The following is a 26070-nucleotide window of genomic DNA, read 5'->3' as shown; positions in this document are numbered from 1 at the left end:
ACACCAGGACATGTGCTGTGGCCGCGGGCGTGGGGCGGCCGGGCTGGTTGACCGAAGTGCGGCCGGGGCTGTTCAGGCCGCGGACCGCTTGACGCGGGTGGGCGCCGGTCGGCCGGAGCGGGCCAGGCGGCGGGTGGCCGGGATGCTCGCGGCCCACCTTGTGGTTCGACATGGCCGGAACCCCGTTCCCGCAGCAGGTCACGGCCCTCGTCCGGGCGTTCGGTAGCGACCGGCTGCTGTACAGGAGCGACTACTGCTGGACCCTGGTCGCCGCGCAGATCGCCTCAGTGGACGCCGCGGAGCAGCCAGGCGGCACCACCTGGCGGCGAATCACCGACAAGAACGTCGCCAAGCTCCTTCCGGGACTACGCCCGCGTATGACAAACAAGGGTTTCCGAAGACGTGTTGCCTGCTCAGCCGTCAGTCGAGGTCCGGCAGCGGGCGCCGGGTGATCTCACGGGCGTCGTCCGCAGGGACGCCGAGCATGCGCAGGACCATTTCGGCCAGATCTGTTGCGGCCTCGTCGCCGTCGAGGTCGGGGCGGGCCAGCCGGAGCGCCACGAGGGACATGAGGGTGCCGCCCACGGCCGACAGCGCGGTGGTCGCGTTGGCGCAGTCGAAGCGACCCGAGGCGATGCCGATCTTGAGGTCGCGCAGCGCTCGCGGGGCGAGACCGCGGTCGGAGTGGATGTAGGCCAGACCGCGGTCACGCAGGATCCGCGTGAGCTCGGGGTGGGAGTCGGCCATCCTGGCGGTGAGCCGGAATCCGGCGGCGACCAGCTCGGCCGGATCGTCGATCCCTCCCACTCGCTCGTCGATGAGCTGTCCGAACTCCTCCAGGGCGTCCGTCACCGCGGCGTCGAACAGCTCCGTCTTGGACTCGAAGTGGTTGTAGAAGGAGCCGAAACCCACGTCCGCGCGCTCGGCGATGGCCTGGATGCTGGCGCTGGTGTCCCCGGTCTCCGCCAGGATCTGCCGCGCCGCCCGGACGAGCGCGTGACGGGTTTCGGCGCGGCGGCGCTCGAAGCGGTTCTTGGGCGGGGCAGACGTCGGCATGCGGCGAGTGTAACAACCGTTGCGATGGGTGTGCCATTACTGATGAGATCCTCAATATTTCGCCTTCAGCCTATTGACGATGAGGTTCGGCAAAGCTGATGATTTCCTCATTACAGCAGTGTTGCTTGGAGGACACCATGTCCCACACCTCCGTTAACAAGGCCGCTCCGCCGACACCTCACGAAGACCTCCACAGTGAGCAGGGGGCCCTTCGCGGCGAACATCCCGGCCGGTCCCAGAACCCCGTGATCAAGGCGGCGGACCTGGCCTGGCTGGAGTTCGAGAAGCCGGACCTGGACCGGGCCGAGGTCTTCGCGCGCGACTTCGGCTTCGCGATCGCCGCCCGCACCGAGGAGGCACTCTGGCTGCGCGGCACCTTCGCGGGCCCACCCTGCATGGTCATCCGGCGTGGGCATGCATCCCGCTTCGTCGGGCCGGCGTTCCGCGCGGCCGAGCGCACCGACCTCGACCGGCTGGCCGCAGCCACCGGCAATACCGTCCGGGACATCAACGTGCCCGGCGGGGGGAAGTCGGTCTCGCTGCTCGACCCCTCCGGCCTCCCGGTCCGCGTCGTGTACTGCGGCGAGCAGCTGCCCGCGCTGCCCGAGCAGGAGCCGCTGATCCTGAACTTCGGCACGGACCACCGTCGTACGAACGCCACCCAGAGGCCCCCGCGCGAGCCGTCGCGCATTCAGCGCCTCGGTCATGTGGTGCTGGAGACAAGGTCGTTCATTCGCACTCTGGACTGGTACCTGGACACGCTCGGCATGATCGTGTCCGACTTCCTGTTCCTGGACGGGCAGCGCCAGCGCGGGCCGACCATGGCATTCATCCGCTGTGACCAGGGCAGCGTGGCGGTCGATCACCACACGCTGGCCCTGCACCTGGGGCCCGGAACCGGATACGTCCACTCGGCCTACCAGGTCACCGACCTCGACTCGATCGCCGCCGGCGGCGAGTACCTCGCCGAGCGCGGCTACCAGCGCAGCTGGGGAATCGGCCGGCACATCCAGGGCAGCCAGCTCTTCGACTACTGGCGCGACCCCGACCGCTTCATGCTGGAGCACTTCGCCGACGGCGACCTGTTCTCCTGCGACCTCGAACCGGGGTGGGCGCCGATGTCGGCGAGCGGTCTGGCCCAGTGGGGGCCGCCGGTCACGCGTGACTTCCTGGGCACGAGCCCGTCCCCGGCCAAGTTGCGCCAGGTCATGAGGGCCCTGCGCGACGACAACGAACTCGACCCCGCACGCCTGCTGGGCCTGATGAAAGCGATGAGCTCATGAGCACCAACGTCCTGCGCACCCCCGACGGCTGGTGGGTCGTCCGCGACGAGCGGGCCGTCCGCATCGAGACCAAGGCCGTCACCACCGCGGAACTGCTCGCCGACCGGGACGCGGTCCGCGAAGCCGCCGCCTCCACCGACAGCGGCACGCCCGTCGTCGACATGGTCGCGCTGCCCCCCGTCACCACCCCCTGCCGGGTGGTCGCCCAGATGGTCAACTACCGCAGTCACGCCAAGGATTCCGGCTTCACCGGCGACATCCCGCCCACCTTCTTCCGCAAGGCCTCCGGCTCGGTCAGCGGTCCCCACGACACGATCGTCTGCCCGTCGCACGTGAGGTTCCTCGACTACGAGGTGGAACTCGGCCTCGTCATGGGCGCACCCCTGCCGGTGGGCACCGTCGTCGAGGAGCAGGACCTGCCGCGCTACGTCGCCGGTCTGGTCCTGACCAACGACGTCAGCGCCCGCGACGTCCAGCTGACCAAGACCCAGTTCTACGAGAGCAAGTCCTACCCGACCTTCACGCCGACGGGCCCGTACCTGGCCCTGCTGGAGCCCGAGGACTTCGCCCATCTGCTGAACCTGCGGCTGCGGCTGAACGTCAACGGCGCACCGCGTCAGGACCGCACGCTCGCCGACATGATCGTACGGCCCGCGCAGGCGCTCACCCTGCTCGCCCGTTTCCAGACCCTCGACCCGGGCGATCTGCTGCTGACCGGCACCCCCGGCGGCACCGCCCTGAAGGCCCCGCCCGCGCCGGTCGCGAAGATCAGTGCGCTGCTGCCGCCCGCGGCGAGGTGGAAGGCGTTCTTCAAGGGCCAGGCCAAGAACCCGCGTTACCTGCGTGACGGTGACCTCATCACCGCCACGATCGCCACCCCGGACGGGCGGATCGACCTCGGTGAGCAGCGGACCGCTGTGGCGGACGCGAGGTGAGCGCCGAAGCCCGGAGACCGGTGGTGATCATCGGCGCGGGACCGGTCGGGGTCACGGCCGCCCTCCTGCTCGCCCGGCACGGGGTGCGCAGCCTGCTCCTCGAACGCCACCGGGACATCTACCCCCTGCCACGCGCCGTCGTCGCGGACGACGAGATCTGCCGGATCCTGCAGAGCGTCGGCATCCACGAGGAGTTCGCAGCCGTCTCGCGCCCGGCGCCGGGCCTGCGGCTCCTGGATCCGCGGCGCCGCCTGATCACCGAGTTCCCGCGATCCCTGCAGGGCCACCACGGCTTCGCGCAGACCAACATGTTCGACCAGCCCGAGCTGGAGCGCCTGCTGCGGCGCGCCTTGGCGCGCCGCCCCGAATGCGAGTTGTGGGGCGGCGTGGAGGCCGTGTCCGTCACGCAGCCCGCCGACGGGACGGCTCCGGTGCGAGTGGCCTTCCGCCGCGACGGCAGCGACGAGGAGGAGCACCTGTGGGCCGACGCCGTCCTCGGCTGCGACGGTGCGGGCAGCCTCACTCGGGAGGCCATCGGTGCCGCCTGGGAGGACCTGCATTTCGAGGAGAGCTGGCGGGTCATCGACGTGCGCACCAGCCGCCGGGTGAACAGCTGGGAGGGAGCCGAGCAGATCTGCTGCGCCACCCGTCCGGCCACCTACATGCGGGTCGGCGAGGACCGCTACCGCTGGGAGTTCCGGCTGGACGACGACGAGCGCCTGGACGGCGCGGAGGGCCGGGAGCGCCTGCGCGAGCTGGTCGCCCCCTGGTTGGATCTGCCGTCCGACGGGCCAGAGGACGACGACTTCGAGGTGATCCGGCAGGCGCAGTACACCTTCCGGGCCCGCCTCGCCGACCGCTGGCGCCAAGGGCGCGTCTTCCTGCTGGGCGACGCCGCCCACCTCACGCCGCCCTTCGTCGGGCAGGGCCTGTGCGCCGGCCTGCGCGATGCCTACAACCTCACCTGGAAACTCGCCCGCGTCCTGCGACAGGGCGCGGACGACGGACTGCTGGACACCTACGAGCACGAGCGCAAGCCGCACGCCCGCCACCTGATCCGCGTCGCGGTCGCCGTGGGCTGGGCCATGACAGGCGGCCAGGGCCGCAGTGCGGCATTCCGCCGGACTCTCGTGGGAACGGCCTGCCGCATCCCCGGCGTGACCGCGGCAGTGAGCCGCGACCTCAGCCCCGCTCTGACCGCCGGCCCGCTCGTACGGCGCCGCCCCCGGCCGGCGGGCCGCGCACTGGCCGGAACCTTCTGCCCGCAGCCCTGGGTACGCCACGACGGCGGGGTGGTCCGCCTCGATGACGTCCTCGGCAACTCCTTCGCCGTCCTGACCGCTGTACCGCCCACAGCGCGGATGACGGCCGTGGCCACCGCCCTGGGCGCACCCCCGATCCACGTCGACGACCTGGGCGACGACGGCACCTTGGCCGCCTGGCTGGCAAGCGGCCGCTCGGACGCCGTCCTGCTGCGTCCCGACCGTGTCGTGATGGACACCGTCCCCGCCGGCACCAGCGACTTCACCGGCACCGCCGCCTGGGCACCCCTGCTGCACACGGGCCGCCGTACGCCTGATGCCCGGGCCGTTCCCCCGCCGAGGAGCACCACACCATGACCACCCCGCACCCCACGCCGTACCCGGCCCCCTTCTTCACTCCCGACCCGAAGGCGGCCGCCCGCAGCCGCATCGCGGACTTCGCCCGGTGGGCCGCACGTCACCAGGGCGCCGAGGGAGTTGACGAACCCACCGACTATGAGGCTCTGCACCGCTGGTCCGTCACCGACCTCGAAGGGTTCTGGGAGGCGGTGTGGCAGTACTTCGACATCGACACGACGACTCCGTACGAGCACGTGCTGGCCGAGGAAACCATGCCCGGCGCACGCTGGTTCTCGGGCGCCACCCTCAACTACGCCCACCACGCGGTGCGCAACCTGCACCCGGACGCGCCCGCGATCACCGCGCTGGACGAGACCGGAGCCGGCTACGAGATCACGGGCCGGCAGGTGCGCGCCCAGGTCGCCTCCGTCGCCGCCACCCTGCGCGACCTGGGCGTCGGACAGGGCGACCGGGTAGTGGGCTACCTGCCCAACACGCCCCACGCCATCATCGCCTTCCTCGCCACGGCCAGCATCGGCGCGGTGTGGTCGGTGTGCGGCCAGGACTACGCACCCAAGGCCGCCGCCGACCGCTTCGCCCAGCTCGAACCGGCCGCGCTCATCACCGCGGACGGCTACCTCTTCAACGGGACCACGCACGACCGCCGTACCGCCTCGCTCGAGCTGGCCGCCGCCCTGCCGACGCTGAAGGGCACGGTGCTCGTGGACCACGTGGGCCTCACCTGGCCCGAAGGCGAACCCTCGGGGCTGGTGGTTGCCTGGGAGGAAGCGGCCACCCGCGTCGAACACCTCGCCATCGCCCCGGTGCCGTTCGCCCACCCGCTGTGGGTCGTGTTCTCCTCCGGCACCACCGGCCTGCCCAAAGGCATCGTCCACGGCCATGGAGGGGTCCTGCTGGAGCACCTCAAGACCCTCGGTCTGCACTGCGACCTGGGCGTCGGGGACCGGCTGCTGTGGTACACCACCACCCACTGGATGATGTGGAACCTGGTTGTCTCCACCCTGCTGACCGGAGCCACCACCTGCACCTACGAAGGCAGCCCCGCGCCGCAGGCCCGCCCGGACATCCTGTGGGAGCAGGCGGCCCGCCACCGGGTCACCGTCTTCGGCGCCAGCCCCCAGTACCTGCTGGCCACGGCCAAACTGGGCATCGAACCCTCCGCGCACGATCTGTCCGCCGTCCGTGTCATCGGATGCACGGGCTCCGCCCTGCCCGCATCCACCTACCCGTGGGTCCGTGACCACGTGGGCGAAGGCATCCAACTGGCCTCCACCAGCGGCGGCACGGACGTCGTCTCCGGCTTCGCCGGAAGCGCACCCACGACCCCCGTCTGGGCAGGGGAGTTGTCCGCCCCCAACCTGGGCGTGGCACTGGCCGCCTACGACTCCGAGGGCACGCCGGTTCGCGACCAGGTCGGCGAACTCGTCGTCACCCGGCCCATGCCGTCGATGCCGCTTTACTTCTGGAACGATCCTGACGGCAGCCGCTACCGCGACGCCTACTTCGGCGCCTACCCGGGCGTGTGGCGGCACGGGGACTGGATCACCCACACCTCCCATGGCTCGGTCATCGTCCACGGCCGCTCCGATGCCACCCTCAACCGCAACGGCGTGCGCCTGGGCAGCGTCGACATCCACGACATCGTCGAACGCCTCCCCGAGATCACCGAGGCCCTCGTCATCGGCGCGGAGGAACCCGACGGCGGCTACTGGATGCCGCTCTTCGTGGTCCTCGCCGAAGGGACCGTCCTGGACGACGGGCTGCGCGAGCGGATCCGCGACGCGATCCGCGCCGGCGCCTCACCCCGCCACGTCCCCGACGAGATCCTCGCCGTACCGGCCCTGCCTCACACGAAAACCGGCAAGAAGCTCGAGGTTCCCGTCAAGCGGCTCCTCCAGGGCGCTGCCGCCGAGCAGGTCCTCAACCCCGGAGCCGTCGACAACCCCGAACTGATCGCCTACTTCGCCCGTTTGGGCGCGGAGCGCAAGAAGCGGTCGACAGACCACACCTGACCCTCGGAGCGGAGACCCTGCTCCGACACCACACCATCCTCACACCAAGCAAGAGAGAAACCGTGAGCATCACCGACCGCGAACAACAGCCTCTCGATGTCCTTGACGATGCCGGGCGAAAGATCCTCTTCACCGAAGCCCGCACCGCGAACACCTTCGCCACCACGGCTGTCACCGACGACGAACTCGCCACGATCTGGGAGCTCGCCCGCTGGTCGCCGAGCGCAGCCAACGGCCAGCCTCTGCGTGTCCTCTTCGCGCGCACCCGTGAGGGCAAGGAGCGACTGGTCCGGCATCTCGACGAGGGCAACAGGGCCAAGACCCTCAGTGCGCCGGCCGTGGCGATCCTCGCGTACGACGTCGACTTCCACGACCAGATGCCGACCGTCTTCCCGGCCCGCGGCGAGATGCTGCGAGCGGCGTTCGCCGACCAGACCGAGAAGCGCGAAAGCATCGCGGGCTACAACTCCGCACTGCAGACAGGGGTTTTCCTTCTCGCGGTGCGCGCGGCGGGCCTCGCGGCCGGCCCCATGGCGGGCTTCGACAGGGCCGGCGTGGACGGTGAGTTCTTCACGGGTACCAGCTGGCGTTCACATCTGGTGGTCAACATCGGTCATCCCGGTGCCGACCCGTGGTTCCCGAGGCTGCCCCGCGTCCCCGTTGAGGACGCCGTCGCCTGGGCCTGACGACCCGGTCGGTCCCCAGCACCGTTGCAGCTGCGCCCGCCCGTGCCGCCAGGAGCGGCATGGGCGGGCGATGGGGGAGGGGCACCACCGCTGTCAGTCGGCCTGCTGCTCGGCCGGCCGCAGCCCAGCGGTCCACTTCTCCCATGCCGGCGGGTCTCTCCCGTCCACGACCGGCTGACGGTCACCGCCCTTCCCGGCAGGTGACGCAGTCACGGCGGCGCGAGCATCGGCGAACCCGTCGTCCGGTCCGCTCAGCACGCTCCGCGGATTCGTCACCCTGCGAGCCGCACTTCGTCGGTTGTGCATGGCGGAACTGCCATTACGCGGGGCGCTGCAACTGGGCGGGCGCCCGATCTCATGGCCACCGTGATCACCGTCCGTCGAGCCGTTCACCGCGCCCGAAAGCGCTCTGGCTGTAGCGACCACATCCCGCGCGGCCGCCGCTCGAGATACCGACCGGCCGCCACCGCCGATCTCACCGCCTTCGTCCATGGCCGCTGCCGACTGGCGCACGCCGGATGCCGGTCCCTCGGCCGCGTCACTCGTCGCAGGCCGACCGTCAGCGCAAGGGTGAGTCCACGGTGGGCGTCAGCAGGGTCTCGTCGAGGCCGACGATCTGACTCATGTCGAAGCCCTCCATGTCCGCGCGGAATTCAGGACTTGACAGGTACGCCTCCAGCCGCTCCTGCACGTCGTCGGCGTGCCTGTAGGAAACGAGGGCGTACAGCCGGGGAGTGCCGCTTCCGGGCGCCGCGGGCACCGTCCAGACGCCGTGTGTGGTGATCCGGTGCTTGGACATACCGGGAATGTGCTGGGCCCAGACCTTCTCGTAGGCGGAGAGCGCCTCGGGGCTGCGCAGGGTGTAGACACGGAGCTGGTACTGGGGCATGACGCTGGTTCCTTGACTTCAGAGCATGGACGGTCGGCGGTCAGCCGTGGGGGAGCAGGTGTGCCAGTTCGGCATCCCAGTCGATGTGTGCGGACTCGGTACCCCGTGGCACCAGAGCCTCCGTGTCCTGAAGGAAGGACGTGATGTCCCGCACGGGGACCTCGAGCAAGGCGGTGCCCGCGGAAGACCCGAGGGCGATGTACATCCACTGGTCACCACGCCCCACGGCCGACCAGATCCGGACGTCCGCACAGCCTGCGCAACCCTTCAGGCCATCAGTCAGAAGGTCCCGCCCCAGAACCCATTCGACGGGCTCGTCACAGTCGACGAAGAAAACGGTACGGACGACGTAGGGATCAGTGGGCTCGTACCGCAGACGTATGCACAGGGGCAATGAGTAGGCGCGCGAGACGACCAGCTGCACGCTCACCTGCCGCTCTACGGCCTTCAAGGACTTCTTCATCGACTTCCACTCCTGGATGTGGCTCGACGGCGCCTCACGCCGGTCGGTGGCGAAGAGGTAGCGCGTGCGGAGGCGGTACAGCAGGCCGCGGGCGCCGGACGGGACCGGCGCATTGCACGGTGGCGCGGCGTTCACAGCACGGCCTCACGGCCTCGACCAGTACCCGCCTCACCGGTCGTCACGGCTCAGGTCGTGGTGGTCCCTGTCACGGCCGTCGTGCTCGAAGCGGTTGCCATCGTGGTGGTACGGCCTGTCCGACTTCCAGCCGTGTCCCTCGCCCTCCCGGCGGTAGAAGTGACCTTCGCGGTAGAAGAGACCGTCGCAGTCGTGCCGGGTCGCATCGGCGCCGTGGTGGTCCTGGTGCCAGCCGCGGGTCTCGTCGCAGGAGTAGCCCTGCTCGAGCAGGTAGCCGACACCGTGGTCCCAGCTGTAATCAGCGGCCACGCCCCCTTCGGTCGGGCGCGGGGCGTGCGCGGATGCAAGGGGCGCGGCCGAAGCGGTGCCCCCGGCCCCGAGGACGGTGACACCGGCGACCGCAACGGAGGAGACAGTGAGGGCGATGCGTTTCGTGAGCTTCTTCATGATCTTCCCTTCCCGGTGGCGTGAGCTGTGCCAACGGCGGTTCTGTCAGGCGATGTGTGGCGCCCGGCGTGGTCCGAGCGAACAAGTTCCATACGGCGTATGGAATTGCCCTTCCATTGTTACCATACGTCGTATGGAAATGTCGAAGTGACGTAGCTGACCGTGTGACTGGCGCGCACGAGTACCAATGGATTCCGCTCTTCGGTGCGAGCTGCCCGTAGCCAGCCCCCTCGGCAGGCCGGCTGTCCTTGCCTTGGCCGCGACGATGTCTTTTCGCCCCTGCGTACCGGCGAGGGCGAGGTTGGGTTGGCCGAACGGCGGGAGGCGCGGAGCGGGTTCTGTTGGTCGGCGGCTTGGTCGGCTTGGAGATCGCCTCAGTCCTGGGAACGAGGGTTCGAGGTCAGGGACTACGTGAGGAGTGGTCGGACTCCAGGCTCGCGGGGAGATCGCCCAGCCGTTGTGCGCGGGGACATCGCCCGTACTGATCGGCATGCCGAGTAACTCGTTCAGTACATCCAGGGGGATCCTGGGGTCGGGCTGCCAGTTCTTTCTCGCGGCGGCGGTCAAGAGCATCGACAATCGCGGCTCACGAAGGGGTCGACTCGCCTCCACGCCTGCACTGAGCCTCACCCCGTCTCAGGTCGAGCACGTGACGTGGAGATCGAGAAGAGCCCGACCGGTGGCGGTGAAGCGTGAGGTGCCGTCCTGCGGCTTCCGTCGCGGGCGTCGTCCCGTGACCAGCCCTGGCGCGAGACCCGGACCGCGCCGTCGGCCGCCTCCCGGCGCTTGGCGGGCCGGCAGGCCCACGTCGATGTGCACGAAGTCCATGACGTCGTGCATCCGTTCCGGCATGGGCTCCCTGCCGGCTGGCCGGGGCGGGACCGGATCAGCCTGTAGCGGAGTCGGAGACCAGTTCGGTGAGGCGGTGCAGGAGTGTCACGAGCTGGGTTCGCTCGGTCGGGGTGAACGCCTCGTAGGCCTGGCTCTGGCGCTCCCGCAGCCGGGACCGAGCAGGGCGAGCCGCTCGGCCCCCTCGTCGGTGAGGCTGACCAGGACGCGCCGTTCGTCCTCGGGGGACCTGCGGCGCACCACGACGCCCTTTGCATCCTCCATGGCAGCGACTTCCCCTTCGCCCCGGACGAGACCGGCGTCCTCCTCGACTCCATGCTGGACGGCTACGACGGCTTCGCGCCCGGTCAGCTCGATGCGATCAACCGCGGGAGCGCAGAGGCCCTCTTCCCCCGTCTCGCTGGGGCCTGATCAGGCAAGAGCTGAAGCCGGCCCGGAGCCGCCGGCCGGCGTGAGGCGAGGTGTCCGGGTCAGAGGCGGTGTCGAAGCCCGTGAGTATCGGCCGGTGAGGCGATCTGCTCGCTGTAGACGAGCAGGTCGCTTTCGGTGGTGGTGAGGACAACAGCGTGCCGCCGCGTACGACGCGGACCGGGATGCCGGAAGGGTCGAGCATGTCCACGGCGCGGCCGCCGCCGTACTCGGTGAGGGCCCGGACCTTGAGGTCGGTGGATCAGGCCGGCCGGTCGAGGGCGCGGCGGCGGCCTGGAAGGCGGGGCCGATGAACCGGGAGACGGGGGCCGCGGCGGATCACCAGGCAGTGGCTGCCGGCCATGCCTCCACGCCGGTAGAGGGTGTCATCGGTATGGGCGGTGGTGGTGAAACCGAAGTCGTGGGCGAAGGTCTCGGCGCGGTCCAGGTCGACGACTTTGATGGCGGGCTGAGTCGCGCGGCCCGGGGTGTTCCCCGTGCAGGACGCCCTGTTCGCTGTGCAGGCCTGGTGGGCGTCGGAGGCGGGGGCAGGGGCGGGGGGTCGGGTCGTTTGTGGCGTGTCCCTTTGGCGGCCCACGCGACGGCGGTGGTGCGGCGCTGTCGCGAGGTCCGGGAGGCGAGTGCGGGTGGGAAGAGCCGGGCGTAGCTCCGCCGACCGGGGCCGCGGTCGGCGGAGCGGGTGGCACCGGCGTCGGTGGATCCCCCTATCGGTCCAGCAGGGTGTCGAGCGCGGTGGTGAGTTCGGCGAGCGGGTCGGTGGCCGAGCCCTGGGTGTGCCAGCCGACGAAGCGGTCCGGGCGCACCAGGACCGCGCCTTGTGGGGTGTGGCCGCGTGCGGCGGTCCAGGTGGAGCGCAGGTCTCGGTAGTCGCCTTCGAGGTGGCCGACGCGGATCGCGTCCAGCGGCAGTCCGCTCACCGCGGCGAGCTTCGCGGCGGCTTCGCACCAGGCTTGGCCGTCCTCCCCGGCGATCAGCAGGAAGCGGCCGGGGCGGACCAGGCGAGCCAGGGCCAGGCGCTTGCCGTCGAGGTCCTCCAGCCAGGCGTGGGGGAGCGGGTGGCCGGGGCGGGCGGCGGGCTTGTAGACACGGACGGAATCGGGGTTGTCGGGTGCGGGGGTGCCGTCGGGGACGATCGCCGCGGAGTCGTATGCGTAGCCGAACTCGACGCCGAGTTCGTTGAACTCCATGGACTGGGCGGCCACGGTGGCAAGGAAGGCGCGGCGGAAGTCGGCGTCGGCGGGGTCCCCGCTCCACAGCCGGCGGGCCTGGCGCCAGTTCGCCTTCTTGCCGGCCTGTGGCCCGCCGCCGAAGAGGGCGTTGACCGCGATGTGATTCATGGCGTTCTCCAGCGAGCGGTGGACGTTGGTCGCGTCCACCGGACGCCGCTCGGCCTCGTAGGTGTCCAGCAGGGCGTCACCGGCATGGCCGTTCAGGACGGCGGCGAGTTTCCAGGTGAGATTCTGGACGTCGTGCATCGCGGAGGTCAGGCCGAGGCCGCCGGTGGGCGGGTGGCGGTGGGCGGCGTCGCCGGCGATCAGGACGCGGCCGGCGCGGTAGCGGTCGGCGACCACGCCTTCCAGGGACCAGCGGGAGATCATGTGGACCGTCACGTCCGCCTCGCGCAGCCCCAGTCCCGTACGCATGTCGGCCAGTACGGATTCGTCGTCCAGCGCGCGGCCGTCATCGGGCCCGTAGTTGAGGTGGAAGACCCACTCCTCGGACTCGGGTCCCCAGTGGTCGGGGCCCATGGGCACAAGAACGCCGGGGATACCGAGGTCGGGCAGCCACAGCCAGCGGATCAGCACGTCGGGATCGCGCGCCCAGCGGGACAGGTCGGCGGAGAGGTGGAAGGAGACCACGCGGGCAAGGTTGCGCACACCCTCCTGCGCGATGCCCACGGCGGGTCCGACGGTGCGGCCGCCGTCACAGCCCAGCAGGTAGCGAGCCCGCACCCGGTACGTCTCACCGCTGTCGCGGTCGGTGACAGTGGCGGTGACGCCCTCGTCGTCCTGGGCGAGTCCGGTCAGTTCGTGGTGGAAGCGGACCCTGCCGGGCGCAAGTTCCTCGGCCCGGGCGCGCAGGACCGGCTCCAGGCGGATCTGGGGCAGGTTGGCCTGCCGCTCGGGGCTGGCCGCGAGCCACTCGGGTGAGTTCCCGCCTGCTCCCCATGCCTCCATCCTGGCGACGCGGCGGCCGTAGTCCTCGTGGTCGCCGGCCAGGCCGACGTACCAGGCGGTGTAAGACATCTGCTCGGCCGGGGTGGAGGCGGCGTAGATGGTGTCAGCCACGCCGGCGTCGCGCATGACCTCCATGGCGCGCTGGTTGAGGACGTGGGCCTTGGGCAGGACGGAGGTGCTGGGCCAGGCGGTGACCAGCAGGGACTCGATGCCCATGCGGCTGAGCAGCATGGAGGCGGTGAGTCCTGCGCCGCCTCCGCCGACGATGAGGACGGGCACGTCGATGTCGTTCATGGGGTACTCCGTGGGATGGCGCGGCTCGGGGCCAGTGGACGGGGACGGTCGTCAGGAAAGGCGAGGGAGCAGGGGGAGCGAGTTGCCGCGGCCGATGGCGCCGTGGTCGGCGGTATCGAGGCGGGGATAGCGGTCGTACTCGCGGTGAAGATGGTGACGGCGAGTTCGGTGCGAGGGGCCGGACGGCTCGAAAGAGCACCCGGTCAGGGGTCGACGACCTTGTCGGCGTGCGTGTGCGCGCCGAGCTTGGGGATCCCGGTGGTGCCGCCGGTGTGGAAGTAGGCGGCCAGATGGTCGGGCCACAGGCCGGCGGCGCGGAGCACAGTGTCGTAGGTGGTGGCAGGAAGGCCGCGCTCGTGCAGTGGAACGGCCTCGATGGCGGGCAGCTCCGCAATGCCGTCGTGGGCGGGCCACAGCAGGTCGGCGGGTGTGTGTGTCACCGGTGCGCCTTTGCAGGGTGAGGGATGGGGTCAGGTGGCCGGCCCGGTACGGGGAGCCGGGCCGGCCGGTCCCGGGCGGGGGTCCCGGGAGTCGTCAGCGAGCGCGCACCACCGTGCGCTGCTCGCCCAGGTCGAGCACACCGTCGTCGGTCGCGATCTCAACCCACCAGCAGTCGGTGCGGACGACCTGGATACTCATCGGCTCTCCGTAGTTGGGGGATGGCGTCGACCGGCCGGCCCCCGCGAGCTGTGTCCGGTCAGTGGTGATGAAAGAATCAGTCCAGATGATGCACTCGTCAAGAGACACTGATGTAACAATCAGCACTGATCTGTTCGGTAGAGTGTGGGAATGAGCACCGACGGACAGGGCAGGGCCGGCAACCGGGCCCCCAACCGCCTGGACCGGCGCAAGGCACGCACCCGGGCCGCACTGGTCGCCGCCGCGCAGCGGCTTCTCGCCGAGCAGGGGCGGGCCGACGTGAGCATCCAGGAGATCACCGAGGCGGCGGACGTCGGCTTCGGCTCGTTCTACAACCACTTCACCAGCAAGGACGAGCTGTTCGACGCCGCGGTCGCCCTCACCCTGGAGGAACACGGCGCACTTCTGGACTCCGTCGTGGGAGACCTGAAGGACCCGGCGGAGGTCTTCGCCGCCAGCGTCCGCCTGACCGGCCGACTGCAGCGCACCCACCCGCAGATGGCCAGGATCCTCGCGCGCACCGGCATGCCGTATCTGACCTCCGAGAGCGGTTTGGCCCCGCAGGCGATGCGGGACCTGCAGGCCGCCGCCGACCGTGGGCGGCTGGACATCGACGACCCCCATACCGCCGTCGCCATGGCCGGCGGCGCCCTGCTCGGAGTGCTGCACCTCCTGGAGACCCGCCCCGACCTCGATGCCGAGCGCGTCACCGATCAACTGGCCGCCCGCCTACTGTGCATGTTCGGCCTGCCGCGCGCCGAAGCGCAGGAGATCGCCACCCGGCCGCTGCCACCGCTGTCCGCGACCTGAAGTAGGCGATTACGGGGACTGTACGGCCATCGGCCTAGTGCTGGATTCCTCAAAGGATGTACACAGATCGGCGGCGTAAGCTCACGAGCGATGACACGTCCGCGTAGATCAGTGAGAGAAAATGTGAGCCGTGGCACGGCGATGTGCAGGGCGGCCCGCCGCGACCTGATGCGACGTGTCGATGTCGAGCGGGATGCGGGGGCGTCCCGGCCGGGGCCGCTGCTCGGTCTCCCGCGGTTGCCAGACGAGTCCCAGTGGGAGCAGTTCGGCCGTGTGCCGCGAAACGGCAGCGGCACTCAGCCCCGTGTCCCGGATGATTGCGGTGCGAGCCAGCGGCCCCTGGTGCAGTACGGCACGCAGCACGGCAGCCGCACCGTCGAGCCGGTCACGAACAGGACGCTGTCCCGGCGTCGCGATGAGCGGTGGCAGCATCGTTGGTCCTCTGTCCGGAGTCGGCCACACGCCGGCGTGGCAGCCCTGGTACCGAGGGCGGGCTACCGGTCGAGGGGACATTTCGCCGACGTCGTGCTCTGATGCTGACAAGCACCACAGACCCGGTCAATGGGCCAGCGTTACGGGGACATGGTGGTTGTGCGAAGCGAGCGCCGGGCCACAGACCGGTAGGGCCGACTTCCACGGCGAGCTGCTCACCGGCACCATGGCTATACTCGCCCCGCCTGCCGAGAGCGGTGTCCCTCTGCTCGTCGCCGCCATGGCATTGCAGGCCCTGCGTGCCAGGGGTGAACCGGCGGACGGAATACAGCCCTATGCGGCTGGTGCGCGTGCCCTGAAGGAACACATGCTCCCGGCCCTCAGGGTCGCGGCCGAGGTGGGGGGATACCGCGACGCCGGGGCGACGCAGGTCGTCTGCTCGGGCGCACCGATCGCGTGAGAGGCGGACCAGTGGCGCACCTGGGCGCTTCTCGGCGAGCTGGACGGCTGACCGGGTGGTGACCGCGCACCGCTGGGCCCGGGGGCCTGTACAGGCCTTGCCCGGCGGTGCTGGCTCAAGCTCCGCCAAGAGTCGGTGAGAACGTAACGCCCGGGCACATCAAGATCATCCGAATTGGGTCGTATTTCGGATCGTGTGCTACGGCAACATGTCGACCTCATGGCGGCACCAGGCAAAACCTGGTGCCGCAGCAAAGTACGGACCAAGCTGGCGCTCACCCCTTCGTGGCTCCGTTCCGTACCCGCAGAAAGCTTCGCCGCGCATGTATTCGACCTGTCTCCCCGGCGCTCTCGAGGCGCACATCCCGTGTGTGGTGAGGAGGTGCCGCGCGTGGTGCGCTATGTGACACGCAAGGCGGTCGGCTGGCTTCTGATGATCGTGGTCGCGACGAACGCGACCTATTTCCTGGCCAGTTGGTTCCTGGATCCGCGGTCGAACTTCCGGGAGCTGCGACCCGTCCGCAGCGAGGCACAGATCGACCGGGCCCTCGCGCCGTACAACCTGGACCCCAGGGTGCCGTTGGTGCACCGCTGGTGGGACTGGCTCACCTCGGTGACCCTGCGCTTCGACTGGGGCAGGTCCCCCACCGGCGTTTCCGTCAACGGCGAAGTGGGTTACCGGGCGCTTGTCAGCGCGGAGTTAGTCGTCGTCGCGACCGTCCTGTCCGTCGGGATCGGTGTCGCGCTCGGCGTCTACACCGCCGCACGGCAGTACGGCTGGGCCGACCGGGTGTCGCAGGCCGTGTCCATCGTGGTGTTCAACGTTCCCACGTCCGTCGCCGCCCTCGCCGTGGTCTTCGTCGCCATCTGGCTGAACCAGCACGCCGGGCTGCACTTCCTCTACGTCGCCGGGGAGAACTCACCCGACGTCGAAGGACTGCTTCCTACCCTCGGTGACCGCCTGCTGCACCTGATCCTGCCGACGCTGACGCTCACGCTGATGGGTTACGTCGGCTACCACCTGACGCAGCGTTCACTGCTGCTCGATACGCTCCACGCCGACTTCGTACGGACCGCCCAGGCCACCGGGCTCACCCGCAGCCAGGCCATCCGCAGGCACGCGCTGAGATCCGCGCTCATCCCGACGGCGGCTTCTGTGGCGTTCAGCGTGCCGGCCATCTTCACCGGTGCCGTCATCACGGAGACGGTTTTCGGCTGGAACGGCATGGGCCGCTACTTCATCCAGACCATCAGCAAGAACGACGTACACGGCACGGTCGCGACGGCCGCCTTCGCCGCAGCTCTGACCGCGGTGGGCGCGATCCTCGCGGACATCACCACGGTCTTCCTCGACCCGAGAGTGCGGGTGAGCTGACGTGACCACCGACGCGCCCTCTCGTGTGACCGCGGAGCAAGAGGCGCCGGAACCGGCAGCGACCGCGCGGAAGCACTCGAACACCGGGCTTGGCCGGCTCTATCTGCGGCGCTTCCTGCGCAACCGCCTTGCCGTCGTCGGAGTGGTGATGTTCGTGCTGCTGGTGCTGTTCGGTGCCTTCGGCGGCCGGTTCACCTCCTACGCGTACACCGACGCCGACTTCACCGCGCTCACCCAGCCTCCGAGCAGCCTCCACTGGTTCGGCACCAACCAGGGTGGTAACGACATCTACGCCTGTGCCGTGCACGGGCTCCAGCGTTCGCTGGTGATTGCCGTGAGCGTGTCGGTACTGACGATCGTCCTCGCCGCGATCATCGGCTCCGGCGCCGCGTACTTCGGCGGCCGGGTCGAGCGGGTAACGCTCGCCGTCATTCACTTCCTCCTGATCGTGCCCTCGTTCCTCATCCTCGCTCTGGTGTCCCACCGGCTGGCCGGCGACTGGCGCGTCCTCATCGTCGTGCTGACCGTGTTCGGCTGGTTGCCCACTGCGCGGGTGATCTGGTCCGTCTCGACCTCACTGCGTGAACGCGACTACGTGAAGGCGGCCGAGTTCATGGGGGTCGGCCCCCTGCGCATCATCTTTCGCCACATCATCCCCAACCTCGGTTCCCTGCTGATCGTCAACCTGACGCTCGGAGTCGTGGCGACCGTGCTCAGCGAAACTGCCCTTTCCTTCCTGGGGTTCGGCGTCCAGACTCCGGACGTCTCTCTCGGCACGATGCTCGCGGACGGCGCGAGCACCATGACGAGCGCGCCCTGGCTCTTTGCGTTCCCCGCGGGGCTGGTCGTTCTGCTCACCGTGTCGATGACCTTCATCGGCGACGGTTTGCGCGACGCCCTCGACCCCACGTCAGTGACCGGTTCGGCAGGAGGCCGACGATGACCCTCGCGACCCCGCTGCTCGACCCGGCACCGCCCAACGATGCCGTCCCCGTCCTCTCCGTGCGGGACCTGCGGATCTCCTTCCCCGCCGAGGCGGGCACCGTCGAGGCGGTGCGCGGCGTGAGCTTCGACCTGCTGCCGGGCCGGACCCTCTGCATCGTCGGCGAATCCGGCTCGGGCAAGTCGGCCACCGCGATGGGCATCATGGGCCTGCTGCCGCCCACCGCCGACTTGCGCGGCCAGGTGCTGCTCGGCGGAAGGGACCTCATCGGCCTCGACGACCGGGCGCTCTCGGAGATACGAGGCAACTCCATCGGCATGGTCTTCCAGGACCCCTTGTCCGCCCTCACGCCGATCTTCTCGGTGGGCCGGCTGCTCTCCGACGCCCTGCGAGTCCATCAGGATCTGACGAAGCGGGCAGCCTGGGAACAGGCCGTGCAACTGCTCGATCTCGTCGGCATCCCCGACCCGCGCAGCCGGGCCGCCGCCTTCCCGCACGAGTTCTCTGGCGGCATGCGCCAGCGCGTGGTCATCGCCATGGCCATCGCCAACAGGCCATCTGTGCTCTTGGCCGACGAACCCACCACCGCACTCGACGTCACTGTGCAGGCCCAGATCCTCGGCGTGCTGCGGCTGGCGCAGGAGGAGACCGGCGCCGGTCTCGTCCTGATCACGCACGACCTCGGGGTCGTCGCGGGCCACGCGGACGATGTCGCCGTCATGTACGCGGGCCGGTTCGTTGAACATGCGGGTGTGGGGGAACTCTTCCGCCGGCCGACGATGCCGTACACCGCGCGGCTGCTGGCCGCCGTCCCGACCGTGGACGGCGGGGCCCGCCGTCCCCTGCTCCCGATCGGTGGCGAGCCGCCCGCCCTGGTGGGCCTGCCGGACGGCTGCCCGTTCGCACGCCGCTGTGCCGTCGCTCTCGACGCGTGTCGCTCCGACGAACCGGAGCTGCGCCGTGTCCCCGGGCATGGGCACGTGGCCTGCCAGCGCGCCGCCGAGATCGCCGACGGATCCCTGGATCCGACGGGGGACGCTGCGCCCGTCGGCCGACCTGCGTCCTCGGGTCGTGCGGAGGCCGGTGAGGTGGTGCTCCGTGTCGAGGATCTCGTCAAGACCTTTCCGGTCACCAAGGGCGCCCTCCTCAAGCGCCGCGTCGGCACGCTGCACGCCGTCAACCGGGTGGGCTTCGAGCTGCGCGCCGGGGAGACGCTCGGTCTGGTGGGTGAGTCCGGCAGCGGCAAGACCACGACGCTGATGGAGATCCTTCGGCTCAGACGGCCCGAAGGGGGCCGGATCGAGATCTCCGGCACCGACGTGGGCACGGTCGGATCCGGCACGCGCCTACGGGAGCTGCGGCAGGACGTACAGATCGTCATGCAGGACCCCTTGGGGGCCCTGGACCCTCGCATGACCGTCTTCCACCTGCTGGCCGAGCCCCTGCGGGCGATCGGGCGGGATCGCGAGTCGATCCGCGCACGGGTCCAGGAACTGCTGACCCTGGTCGGTCTGGACGACTCGGTCAGTGACCGTTTCCCGGCCGCACTTTCCGGAGGCCAACGCCAACGGATCGGAATCGCCCGTGCCTTGGCGACGGAGCCGAAGCTACTCGCGCTCGATGAGCCGCTCTCCGCCCTGGACGTCTCGGTGCAGGCCGGGGTGATCAACCTGTTGGCGCGGCTCAAGCGTGAACTCGGACTTGCCTACCTCGTGGTCGCCCACGATCTGGCCGTGGTCCGGTACATCTCCGATCGCATCGCGGTGATGTACCTGGGGCACATCGTCGAGACGGGGGACACCGAGGCGATCTTTTCCGATCCGAAGCACCCCTACACCCGTGCATTGCTGTCGGCGATCCCGATACCCGACCCCGAGAGGGAACGCACCCGCGAACGCGTCGTGCTGGAGGGCGAGCAGCCGAATGCCGCGCGCATGCCCGCGGGTTGTGTGTTCGTCGACCGCTGCCCGCTGTACCGCCTTGCCGGCGAAGAGCTGCGGCACCGCTGCCGCACGCAGCCCCCCGTACCGACTTCCGCGGCGGGGCTCCCCGGCCATCAGTACGCCTGTCACGGCGTCTGAACACCGCCCCTGGCGATCGGAGGGACCACGTTCTTCCCGAATGCCCGCCCGCGCCCGCCGTGGGCGCTGCTGCCGCGTCCATGTTCTCCTTCACCGACCTGTAAGGAACTCTCCGTCATGCGCGCAAGACTGGCCCTGCCCGTCGCTCTCATAGCTGCCATCTCCGTCACCACCACCGCGTGCCAGTCCTCATCCGGGAAAGACTCCGCGGCGTCGGACGCGAAGAACACTCCCTCGGTCGCATCCTCCGTCGCCGACTACAACCCCACGCCATATGACCGGATCAAGGACGGGGGCACCTACACCACGGTCGGGACCTTCGATGACCAGGGCAACCCGTTCAACGTCAACGCCACGCTGACCGCGTCCCGTGTCTGGGCCTGGTACAACGCCGACGCGATCACCTACTCGCCGACCGGTGAGGTGCAGTACAACCCGGACTACTTCAGCGACGTGCAGGTCTCCGTGGAAGACGGGAACCAGAAGGTCACGCTGACCATCAACCCCAAGGCCGTCTTCAACGACGGCACCGCGATCGACTGGACCGCAATCAAGGCCACGTGGAAGGCCAACAACGGTTCCGACAAGGCCTACGCCGCCTCCTCCACGGACGGCTACGACCAGATCATCTCGGTCGACAAGGGCAGGAATGCCAAACAGGCCGTGATCACCTTCAAGGGGGTCGACCCTTCCTGGTCGAGCCTGTTCACCACCTTCCTGCACCCCAAGGCCGCAACGGTCGAGAACTTCAACCAGGCCTACGTCAAGAAAGCACACCCGGAGTGGGGCGCGGGGCCGTACACCGTCGGCAAGTGGGACACCCACTCGGGCAACATCACGTTCGTCCGTAACCCGCGGTGGTGGGGCAGGAAGGGCAAGCTCGACAAGCGCATCTACGTCAACCTGGAGTCGACCGCGGCGATCAACGCCTTCAAGAACGGGCAGCTCGACTACGTCTCCGCAGTCGACGCCGAGAGCCTCAAGCAGATCACGGGGCTCAAGGGTACAGAGATCCGCCGTGGCGGAAGCCCCTTCGAGTACTCGCTGTACTTCAATACCAAGTCCTCCGTCCTTGCCGACAAAGCCGTGCGCAAGGCGGTCGATGAGAGCATCGACCGTACGCAGATCGCGAAGATCCAGTTCCAGGGCCTGGACTACAAGGAGCCGCTGCCCGGTTCCGCCATCCTCTACAGCTTCCAGAAGGGATACGAGGACAACGTCTCGGCCGTATTGAAGTACGCGCCGGACGAGGCCAGGAAGGCACTCGACGTGGCGGGCTGGAAGCCCGGGGGAGACGGTATACGGGTCAGGAACGGCAGGAAACTCGAAGTCGGCTACACGCTGCTCGGCGACGACCCCCTGGACAAGGCAACCGCCGGCGCCTTCGCGGCGATGCTGAAATCGGTGGGCATCCGCCTCGACATCAAGAAGGCCGACGAGGCGGACTTCTCCAAAATCCTCAGTGACCGCAAGTTCGATCTGTTCGTGTCGGGGAACCGCTCGATGGATCCGTTCGGCGCCCGCTACCTGTGCGATTTCTACTGCTCCGACCGCGTCTCCAACATCACCGGTGCGGGCTCGCCCGCGCTGGACACACAGATCCGCGCCACCACCAAGATCGCCGACCTCGGCAAGCAGGCCGCGGCAGCCAACCAGGTCGAACGGAAGGCGCTCCAGGAGTACGCCTTCCTTCCACTGTTCAGTGGCCCCTCGACCTATGGTGTGAAGACGGGCCTTGCCAACGTCGGTGCGACCATCTTCTACAACCCGCTCCCGGAGACGGTCGGCTGGGAGAATTGACGTCCTCCCCGGCCCGGAGGCCGGGGGATTCCCGCCTGCCGGCGCGGTGCCGCCCAGAGGGCGGAGTTACTGGCCTCGGGCCTCGGGCTGGCCCGGACCGGTGGTCAGCTAGATCCGCCCCTAGCCGCGGGCACTCGCGCGTCCCGGCCGCTGGATTATCACGGCCGTCGTGCTCGTGCTCGTCGCACAGTTGGCCCCGACCAACCCAGGGCCACTCCGGAATCCGTCTGTAGTGCGGTAGACCTACAACACGCGCAGGGCCTGGTCAACGTCACGCTCACGCCTGGCGAGCGCATGCAACACGGCTTGGTCGCCGTGCCGGTCCCGGGCGGCGGCAACGAGCACGTCCACAGCGATGGCGAGCGCAGCATCGGGCACTCGGCATGGCGCATCGACACTGAGCGCGAGGTCATCGATGTGCACCGCCAGCTCGACGCAACGGGTCTGCAGGTATCCGTCGAGCAACATCTCTTCTCCCGGCCGGTGAAGGACAGCCACCCGCCGATCGGCCGACTCCATGCTCAGCCGCTGCGACAGTCGCAGCCACGCTGCCCGGGTCTGCTCAGCCACAACAGCGGGGCCGGCTGCGGCAGTTTCCTCGCTGCGGGCACGCACCCCGACGTTCAGCGCAGAGTCCGGCAACGACGTATCTGCGAGCCGGGCGTAGTATCGAACCGGTGACACCGGTTCTGCGCCGCATACCTGACCGTCGAGGAACCACTCGACTTGGAGGACACTCCGCGCAAGGTGGCCGGCCAGCCCACCCACTGACATCCCGGGGAGCACGGACTCGGTCTCCCAGCGTCGGGCTACCTGCTCTGTGGCCAGCAGGTGCACCGCCTTCTCGGCGGCCTGCAGGTATGTCTTCCGGATCTCATCAGTCATTTGTGCATCGTCCCAACCTCATCATCACAGCTGCTGACAGGTCCACGTGATGAACTGACCTGCCCGCCTCGGCCGAGTTCGCCCTCGTGGGGCGTGTGGTGGCACGGGAGCGGGCGGGCGTAATCGGCTTGCATCGAAGCCCACCGGGTTCCCCTTGGGGAAACCTTGCCGTGTCAGGCCGCGGTCTCTTGGTGGGCTTGGTGGGGGGAGGCCCCATGACCGATGCGATCTCCGCACTGTTGCGTGCATCTCAATCAGCGAGCTGAGTTCAGACCACGATCTCCAGGCTAAATCTTGCATCACCATCAAAATTTGATGAATGGGGTGTGAAGCCGGGAGACAACGCGTCCTCGTGCTGCTGCCCACTGGTCGGCGGCACACTGGCAGGACGCGCTGGTGCTGTGACCACATAGGTTCGCCTGGTTGGTGCCTTCGGGTTCTCATGGTCGGGGTGTGAGTGGGGCCAGTGCGGCGGGTTGTACTGCGTCGGCGGCGGCTGAGCCGAGTAGTAGTTCGGTCAGGTCATGGGGCTGGACTTGTTCACCGGTTGGAGCCGCTGCTGCGATCCGGTCCAGCCGGAAGCCGCGGCCGGCGCGGCGTGTGCGGCACCAGGCGATGAGGTACCAGCGGCCGTCGGCGGTGAGCAGTCCGGCCGGTTCCACGACGCGGTTGCTTTTGTGTCCTGCCGCGTCGGTGTAGGACAGCCGGAGCACCAGGTTGTTGGCGAGGGCTTGTTCCACCGCGGTACGGATCGTGGAGTCGCTGCGTGTGGGCAGGGTGACGATCCGTGCGGCGAGTTCCTGGGCCGCAGCCGAGGCGGGACCGGTCATCGAGGCCACGATTTTCTGGGCTGCGGTGCGGGCCGCGCTGGCGTAGGGGGTGGAGGCGTCGGCCGCGGCGAGGGCGGCGGTCAGTGCCGAGGCTTCATCGGCGGTGAGGTGGATCGGGGGCAGGGTCATCTCCGGGTCGATCGACCAGCCGCCGCCTCGCCCGGGTATGGAGCGCACCGGGATACCGGTCTGCATCAGTGTCTGAAGGTCGCGTTGCACCGTGCGCGTGCTGACCTCGAACCGCGTGGCGAGTGCCGCGACCGTCAGTGGCCGCGGCGCCGCCGCGCGCAACTCTTCCACCAGCGCGTACAGCCGGGCAGTGCGGTTCATGACGGCGACGCTACCGTCACGCGGAGGCCAGGAAGTCCCGCTGTCGCCGTAGTTCCCGCTCCGTGATGGTCAGGGGGAAGAGGGTGAAGCCGTGCATCGCGCCGGCGACGACGCCGAGTTGCACGCGCGCGCCCGCCGCTTGCCACCGTTGGGCCAGGAACAGTGAGTCGTCCAGCAGCGGATCCTCAGTGCCGACGACGATCCGGGCGGGTGGCAGCCCGGCCAGGTCCGCGAACAGGGGCGAGATCTCCGGGCTACGGCGCTGTGCTTCCCCTGTCCCTGGCGTGAACAGTTCATAGCTGCCCTGAAGCGTGTCGGTGTTGCTCAGCAGCTGGCGGGGGCCGAACCTGCGCTGGCTTGGTGTCATCGACAGGTCGTAGGGGCCGAAGAGCAGGTGGGCCGCTCGGAACGCGTCGGTGATGTTGTGCCGGTCGCGAAGGCGCAACAGCGTCATGACGCTGAGGTGGGCACCGGCCGACTCCCCGCCGATCAGCAGCCGTTGGGTACCGAACTCGGCTGCGGCGTGTTTCACCAGCCATCGGGCAGCCGCTTCGCAGTCGTCGGGCCCGGCGGGGAACGGGTGTTCCGGTGCGAGGCGGTAGTCCACGCTCACCACGGCAAGCCGTGCCTGCTGGGCGAGCCGCCAGAGCCGCTCGTCCTGTCCGTCCGCGGACCCGAACGCCCAGCCGCCTCCGTGGAGGTGCAGGTACACGCCGTCGACGTGGTCCGGCACGAAGACTCGTACCTTCACTCCGCACTCGACGATGCTGTCTTGGCCATGCGGCAGTCTCACCGGCGGCGTCTCGCCACCGAGCCGGTTGCGCCGCAGGAGCGCCAGCGTGGGTGCGCTCGGTGTCTGCCCGCGCGCTGGGCGGCTCGCGGCGGCAGCTTCGAATTGCTCGTTGAACGCCAGTGTCTCGGGGAGACAGTCCTCATCTGTGATCGTCATGCCGTTGACGTTCGCAGCTGCCCGCGACAACACCCTGTCACCCTTTCGTGGTGAACTGCGTCACGCTCCTGTCCCGCGGCTGGTGTGACCGGGATCGAACACCGGGGTGGCGAGGTGGCCTTGCGTCGGCCGTCTGCGGCGACATGTCCGAGCAGCACGGGAGGTCTGATGGCAGAAGCGGCCGAGGATCGCAACATCGTCCGCATGGGGGAGTGGTCCAACTCCTCCTCGTCTGGAGGTCGCCCTCCTGGGCGGCCGAGGAACGCAACGTTTTCAACATCGGCGGCGGCATCGCCGGAGTGCGGCCTGGCGGTCGCCCTCCCGGGGCAAGATCGCAACCGATGCGCTCGGCTGTGGCCCGCAGGTGGTGACCACCTGCCAGCGGCTGCTGAGCTCTCATGCTTCCGGTGCAGCGCAGGGTTCTTCCTCCGCCTGCAGGAACGTCAGAACGGCCTTCGTGAACTCCATCGGTTCGGCTTTGTGGATCAAGTGCCCGGCCGGAATGGTGACGGCTTGCCCGTGAGGAATACGACGGGCCAACTCGACGATGCCCTCCTGGGGTACGTGACTGCGTGGCCCGCCGGCCACGACAAGGGTCTTGGCAGTGATGTTACTGAGGCGCTCCAGCCATCCCGCATCGGGCGTGTCGACTTGCTGCCTGACGGCCAACACCATTTCCCAGTCGAACGTCAGCTTCCCGTCCGGCCTGGTCGGAGTGGTCCGCCCGCGGGGACGTGGAATTGGGACGTCCTCCAAGACGAGCCGGCCCACACGCTGCGGATGGTCTTCAGCCAGCAGATAGGCAACGATCCCTCCCAGGGAGTGCCCCACCAGATCCACCCGGTCAAGTGCCAGCGCATCTAGAAAGCCGAGCACGTCGTCCCGCATGAGTTGTAGCGAGTACTCTCCTGGCCAATCGCTCCGGCCGTGACCGCGAAGATCGAGAGCGTAGACGCGCCGGCTGCGGGCGAGGACGGGTGTCACGATGTCCCAGTCCGTGGCATCCTCGCCCAGCGCGTGCAACATGACGAGCGGCGGAGCGTGCGGCGGTCCCGAGACCTGATAGGCCAGTTGGACGCCTCCGACGTCAATCGCGTGATGATCAGCCACGCCGGGAAAATATCGGGGTGCTCGCGCCGCAGAGGCACCGTTCACCGACAGCCGAACGGACCTCTGCCGGCGGCGGTGACAACAGCCCTGCTTTTGTGACAGCTATCGTGCTTCGGCTCAAGCGACCTCACGTTGATCCTCGCGCCTCAC

At 69.1% G+C, this 26070-nt stretch carries 21 protein-coding genes and 1 pseudogene; 11 read left to right on the top strand and 11 right to left on the bottom strand.

Going from position 1 to position 26070, the window contains the following annotated elements; translation table 11 throughout:
- Positions 1-420: 420 nt before the first annotated feature.
- Complete coding sequence (locus ACWGKT_RS37150; protein WP_453277120.1) at positions 421-1056, bottom strand: TetR/AcrR family transcriptional regulator; 636 nt, start codon at positions 1054-1056, stop codon at positions 421-423.
- 137 nt (positions 1057-1193) lie between these two features.
- Between ACWGKT_RS37150 and ACWGKT_RS37145 the strand changes: the two genes are divergently transcribed.
- From ACWGKT_RS37145 to ACWGKT_RS37125, 5 genes are all read left to right on the top strand, one after another.
- Positions 1194-2339 (top strand): VOC family protein, encoded by a 1146-nt coding sequence (locus ACWGKT_RS37145; protein ID WP_453277119.1) that lies wholly within the window; start codon positions 1194-1196, stop codon positions 2337-2339.
- On the top strand, positions 2336-3274 hold the full coding sequence (locus ACWGKT_RS37140; protein ID WP_453277118.1) for a fumarylacetoacetate hydrolase family protein: 939 nt from the start codon (positions 2336-2338) through the stop codon (positions 3272-3274). The genes ACWGKT_RS37145 and ACWGKT_RS37140 overlap by 4 nt, the downstream gene beginning before the upstream one ends.
- Positions 3271-4893 carry a bifunctional 3-(3-hydroxy-phenyl)propionate/3-hydroxycinnamic acid hydroxylase MhpA gene (gene mhpA, locus ACWGKT_RS37135; RefSeq protein ID WP_453277117.1) on the top strand — a complete coding sequence of 541 codons (1623 nt, stop codon included), beginning with the start codon at positions 3271-3273 and terminating at the stop codon, positions 4891-4893. The genes ACWGKT_RS37140 and mhpA overlap by 4 nt, the downstream gene beginning before the upstream one ends.
- Positions 4890-6908, top strand: a complete 2019-nt coding sequence (locus ACWGKT_RS37130; protein WP_453277116.1) for an acetoacetate--CoA ligase — start codon at positions 4890-4892, stop codon at positions 6906-6908. The genes mhpA and ACWGKT_RS37130 overlap by 4 nt, the downstream gene beginning before the upstream one ends.
- A 62-nt stretch (positions 6909-6970) precedes the next feature.
- Complete coding sequence (locus tag ACWGKT_RS37125) at positions 6971-7594, top strand: malonic semialdehyde reductase (protein ID WP_453277115.1); 624 nt, start codon at positions 6971-6973, stop codon at positions 7592-7594.
- 559 nt (positions 7595-8153) lie between these two features.
- Here the strand turns inward: ACWGKT_RS37125 and ACWGKT_RS37120 are convergent.
- The 6 genes from ACWGKT_RS37120 to ACWGKT_RS37095 form a co-directional block, all read right to left on the bottom strand.
- On the bottom strand, positions 8154-8483 hold the full coding sequence (locus ACWGKT_RS37120) for an NIPSNAP family protein (RefSeq protein ID WP_453277114.1): 330 nt from the start codon (positions 8481-8483) through the stop codon (positions 8154-8156).
- A gap of 40 nt (positions 8484-8523) precedes the next feature.
- On the bottom strand, positions 8524-9081 hold the full coding sequence (locus ACWGKT_RS37115) for an SsgA family sporulation/cell division regulator (RefSeq protein ID WP_453277113.1): 558 nt from the start codon (positions 9079-9081) through the stop codon (positions 8524-8526).
- A 33-nt stretch (positions 9082-9114) separates the two neighbouring features.
- Positions 9115-9528 (bottom strand): hypothetical protein, encoded by a 414-nt coding sequence (locus ACWGKT_RS37110; RefSeq protein WP_453277112.1) that lies wholly within the window; start codon positions 9526-9528, stop codon positions 9115-9117.
- Between the two features lie 936 nt (positions 9529-10464).
- Positions 10465-10641: a hypothetical protein gene (locus ACWGKT_RS37105; protein ID WP_453277111.1), complete on the bottom strand. Its 177-nt coding sequence runs from the start codon at positions 10639-10641 to the stop codon at positions 10465-10467.
- Between the two features lie 869 nt (positions 10642-11510).
- The gene (locus tag ACWGKT_RS37100) at positions 11511-13277 is read right to left on the bottom strand and encodes an FAD-dependent monooxygenase (RefSeq protein ID WP_453277110.1); all 1767 of its coding nucleotides are present in this window, start codon (positions 13275-13277) and stop codon (positions 11511-11513) included.
- A 203-nt stretch (positions 13278-13480) separates the two neighbouring features.
- Positions 13481-13717 carry a hypothetical protein gene (locus ACWGKT_RS37095; protein ID WP_453277109.1) on the bottom strand — a complete coding sequence of 79 codons (237 nt, stop codon included), beginning with the start codon at positions 13715-13717 and terminating at the stop codon, positions 13481-13483.
- Between the two features lie 349 nt (positions 13718-14066).
- Here ACWGKT_RS37095 and ACWGKT_RS37090 point away from each other — a divergent pair, with 349 nt between their 5' ends.
- From ACWGKT_RS37090 to ACWGKT_RS37065, 6 genes and pseudogenes are all read left to right on the top strand, one after another.
- Complete coding sequence (locus ACWGKT_RS37090; protein ID WP_453277108.1) at positions 14067-14726, top strand: TetR/AcrR family transcriptional regulator; 660 nt, start codon at positions 14067-14069, stop codon at positions 14724-14726.
- A gap of 613 nt (positions 14727-15339) precedes the next feature.
- Positions 15340-15618: pseudogene (locus ACWGKT_RS37085) on the top strand (hypothetical protein); the annotation flags it as partial.
- Between the two features lie 390 nt (positions 15619-16008).
- On the top strand, positions 16009-16992 hold the full coding sequence (locus ACWGKT_RS37080; protein ID WP_453277107.1) for an ABC transporter permease: 984 nt from the start codon (positions 16009-16011) through the stop codon (positions 16990-16992).
- A 25-nt stretch (positions 16993-17017) separates the two neighbouring features.
- Positions 17018-17935, top strand: a complete 918-nt coding sequence (locus tag ACWGKT_RS37075) for an ABC transporter permease (RefSeq protein WP_453277144.1) — start codon at positions 17018-17020, stop codon at positions 17933-17935.
- Complete coding sequence (locus ACWGKT_RS37070; RefSeq protein ID WP_453277106.1) at positions 17932-20016, top strand: dipeptide ABC transporter ATP-binding protein; 2085 nt, start codon at positions 17932-17934, stop codon at positions 20014-20016. The genes ACWGKT_RS37075 and ACWGKT_RS37070 overlap by 4 nt, the downstream gene beginning before the upstream one ends.
- A gap of 117 nt (positions 20017-20133) precedes the next feature.
- Positions 20134-21816: an ABC transporter family substrate-binding protein gene (locus ACWGKT_RS37065; protein WP_453277105.1), complete on the top strand. Its 1683-nt coding sequence runs from the start codon at positions 20134-20136 to the stop codon at positions 21814-21816.
- 243 nt (positions 21817-22059) lie between these two features.
- Here ACWGKT_RS37065 and ACWGKT_RS37060 read toward each other — a convergent pair whose 3' ends face one another.
- The 4 genes from ACWGKT_RS37060 to ACWGKT_RS37045 all read right to left on the bottom strand — a co-directional run bounded on the left by ACWGKT_RS37060 (position 22060) and on the right by ACWGKT_RS37045 (position 25920).
- Positions 22060-22701 carry a maleylpyruvate isomerase N-terminal domain-containing protein gene (locus ACWGKT_RS37060; protein ID WP_453277104.1) on the bottom strand — a complete coding sequence of 214 codons (642 nt, stop codon included), beginning with the start codon at positions 22699-22701 and terminating at the stop codon, positions 22060-22062.
- Positions 22702-23141: 440 nt separating this feature from the next.
- Positions 23142-23861 carry a helix-turn-helix transcriptional regulator gene (locus ACWGKT_RS37055; RefSeq protein ID WP_453277103.1) on the bottom strand — a complete coding sequence of 240 codons (720 nt, stop codon included), beginning with the start codon at positions 23859-23861 and terminating at the stop codon, positions 23142-23144.
- A gap of 16 nt (positions 23862-23877) precedes the next feature.
- Positions 23878-24810 carry an alpha/beta hydrolase gene (locus tag ACWGKT_RS37050; protein ID WP_453277102.1) on the bottom strand — a complete coding sequence of 311 codons (933 nt, stop codon included), beginning with the start codon at positions 24808-24810 and terminating at the stop codon, positions 23878-23880.
- Positions 24811-25206: 396 nt separating this feature from the next.
- On the bottom strand, positions 25207-25920 hold the full coding sequence (locus tag ACWGKT_RS37045; protein WP_453277101.1) for an alpha/beta fold hydrolase: 714 nt from the start codon (positions 25918-25920) through the stop codon (positions 25207-25209).
- Positions 25921-26070: the final 150 nt, after the last annotated feature.

This window comes from Streptomyces sp. NPDC054794 (assembly GCF_053611585.1).
The sequence above is the reverse complement of the archived record's forward strand: the minus strand, read 5'-3'. Positions and strand labels throughout refer to the sequence as shown.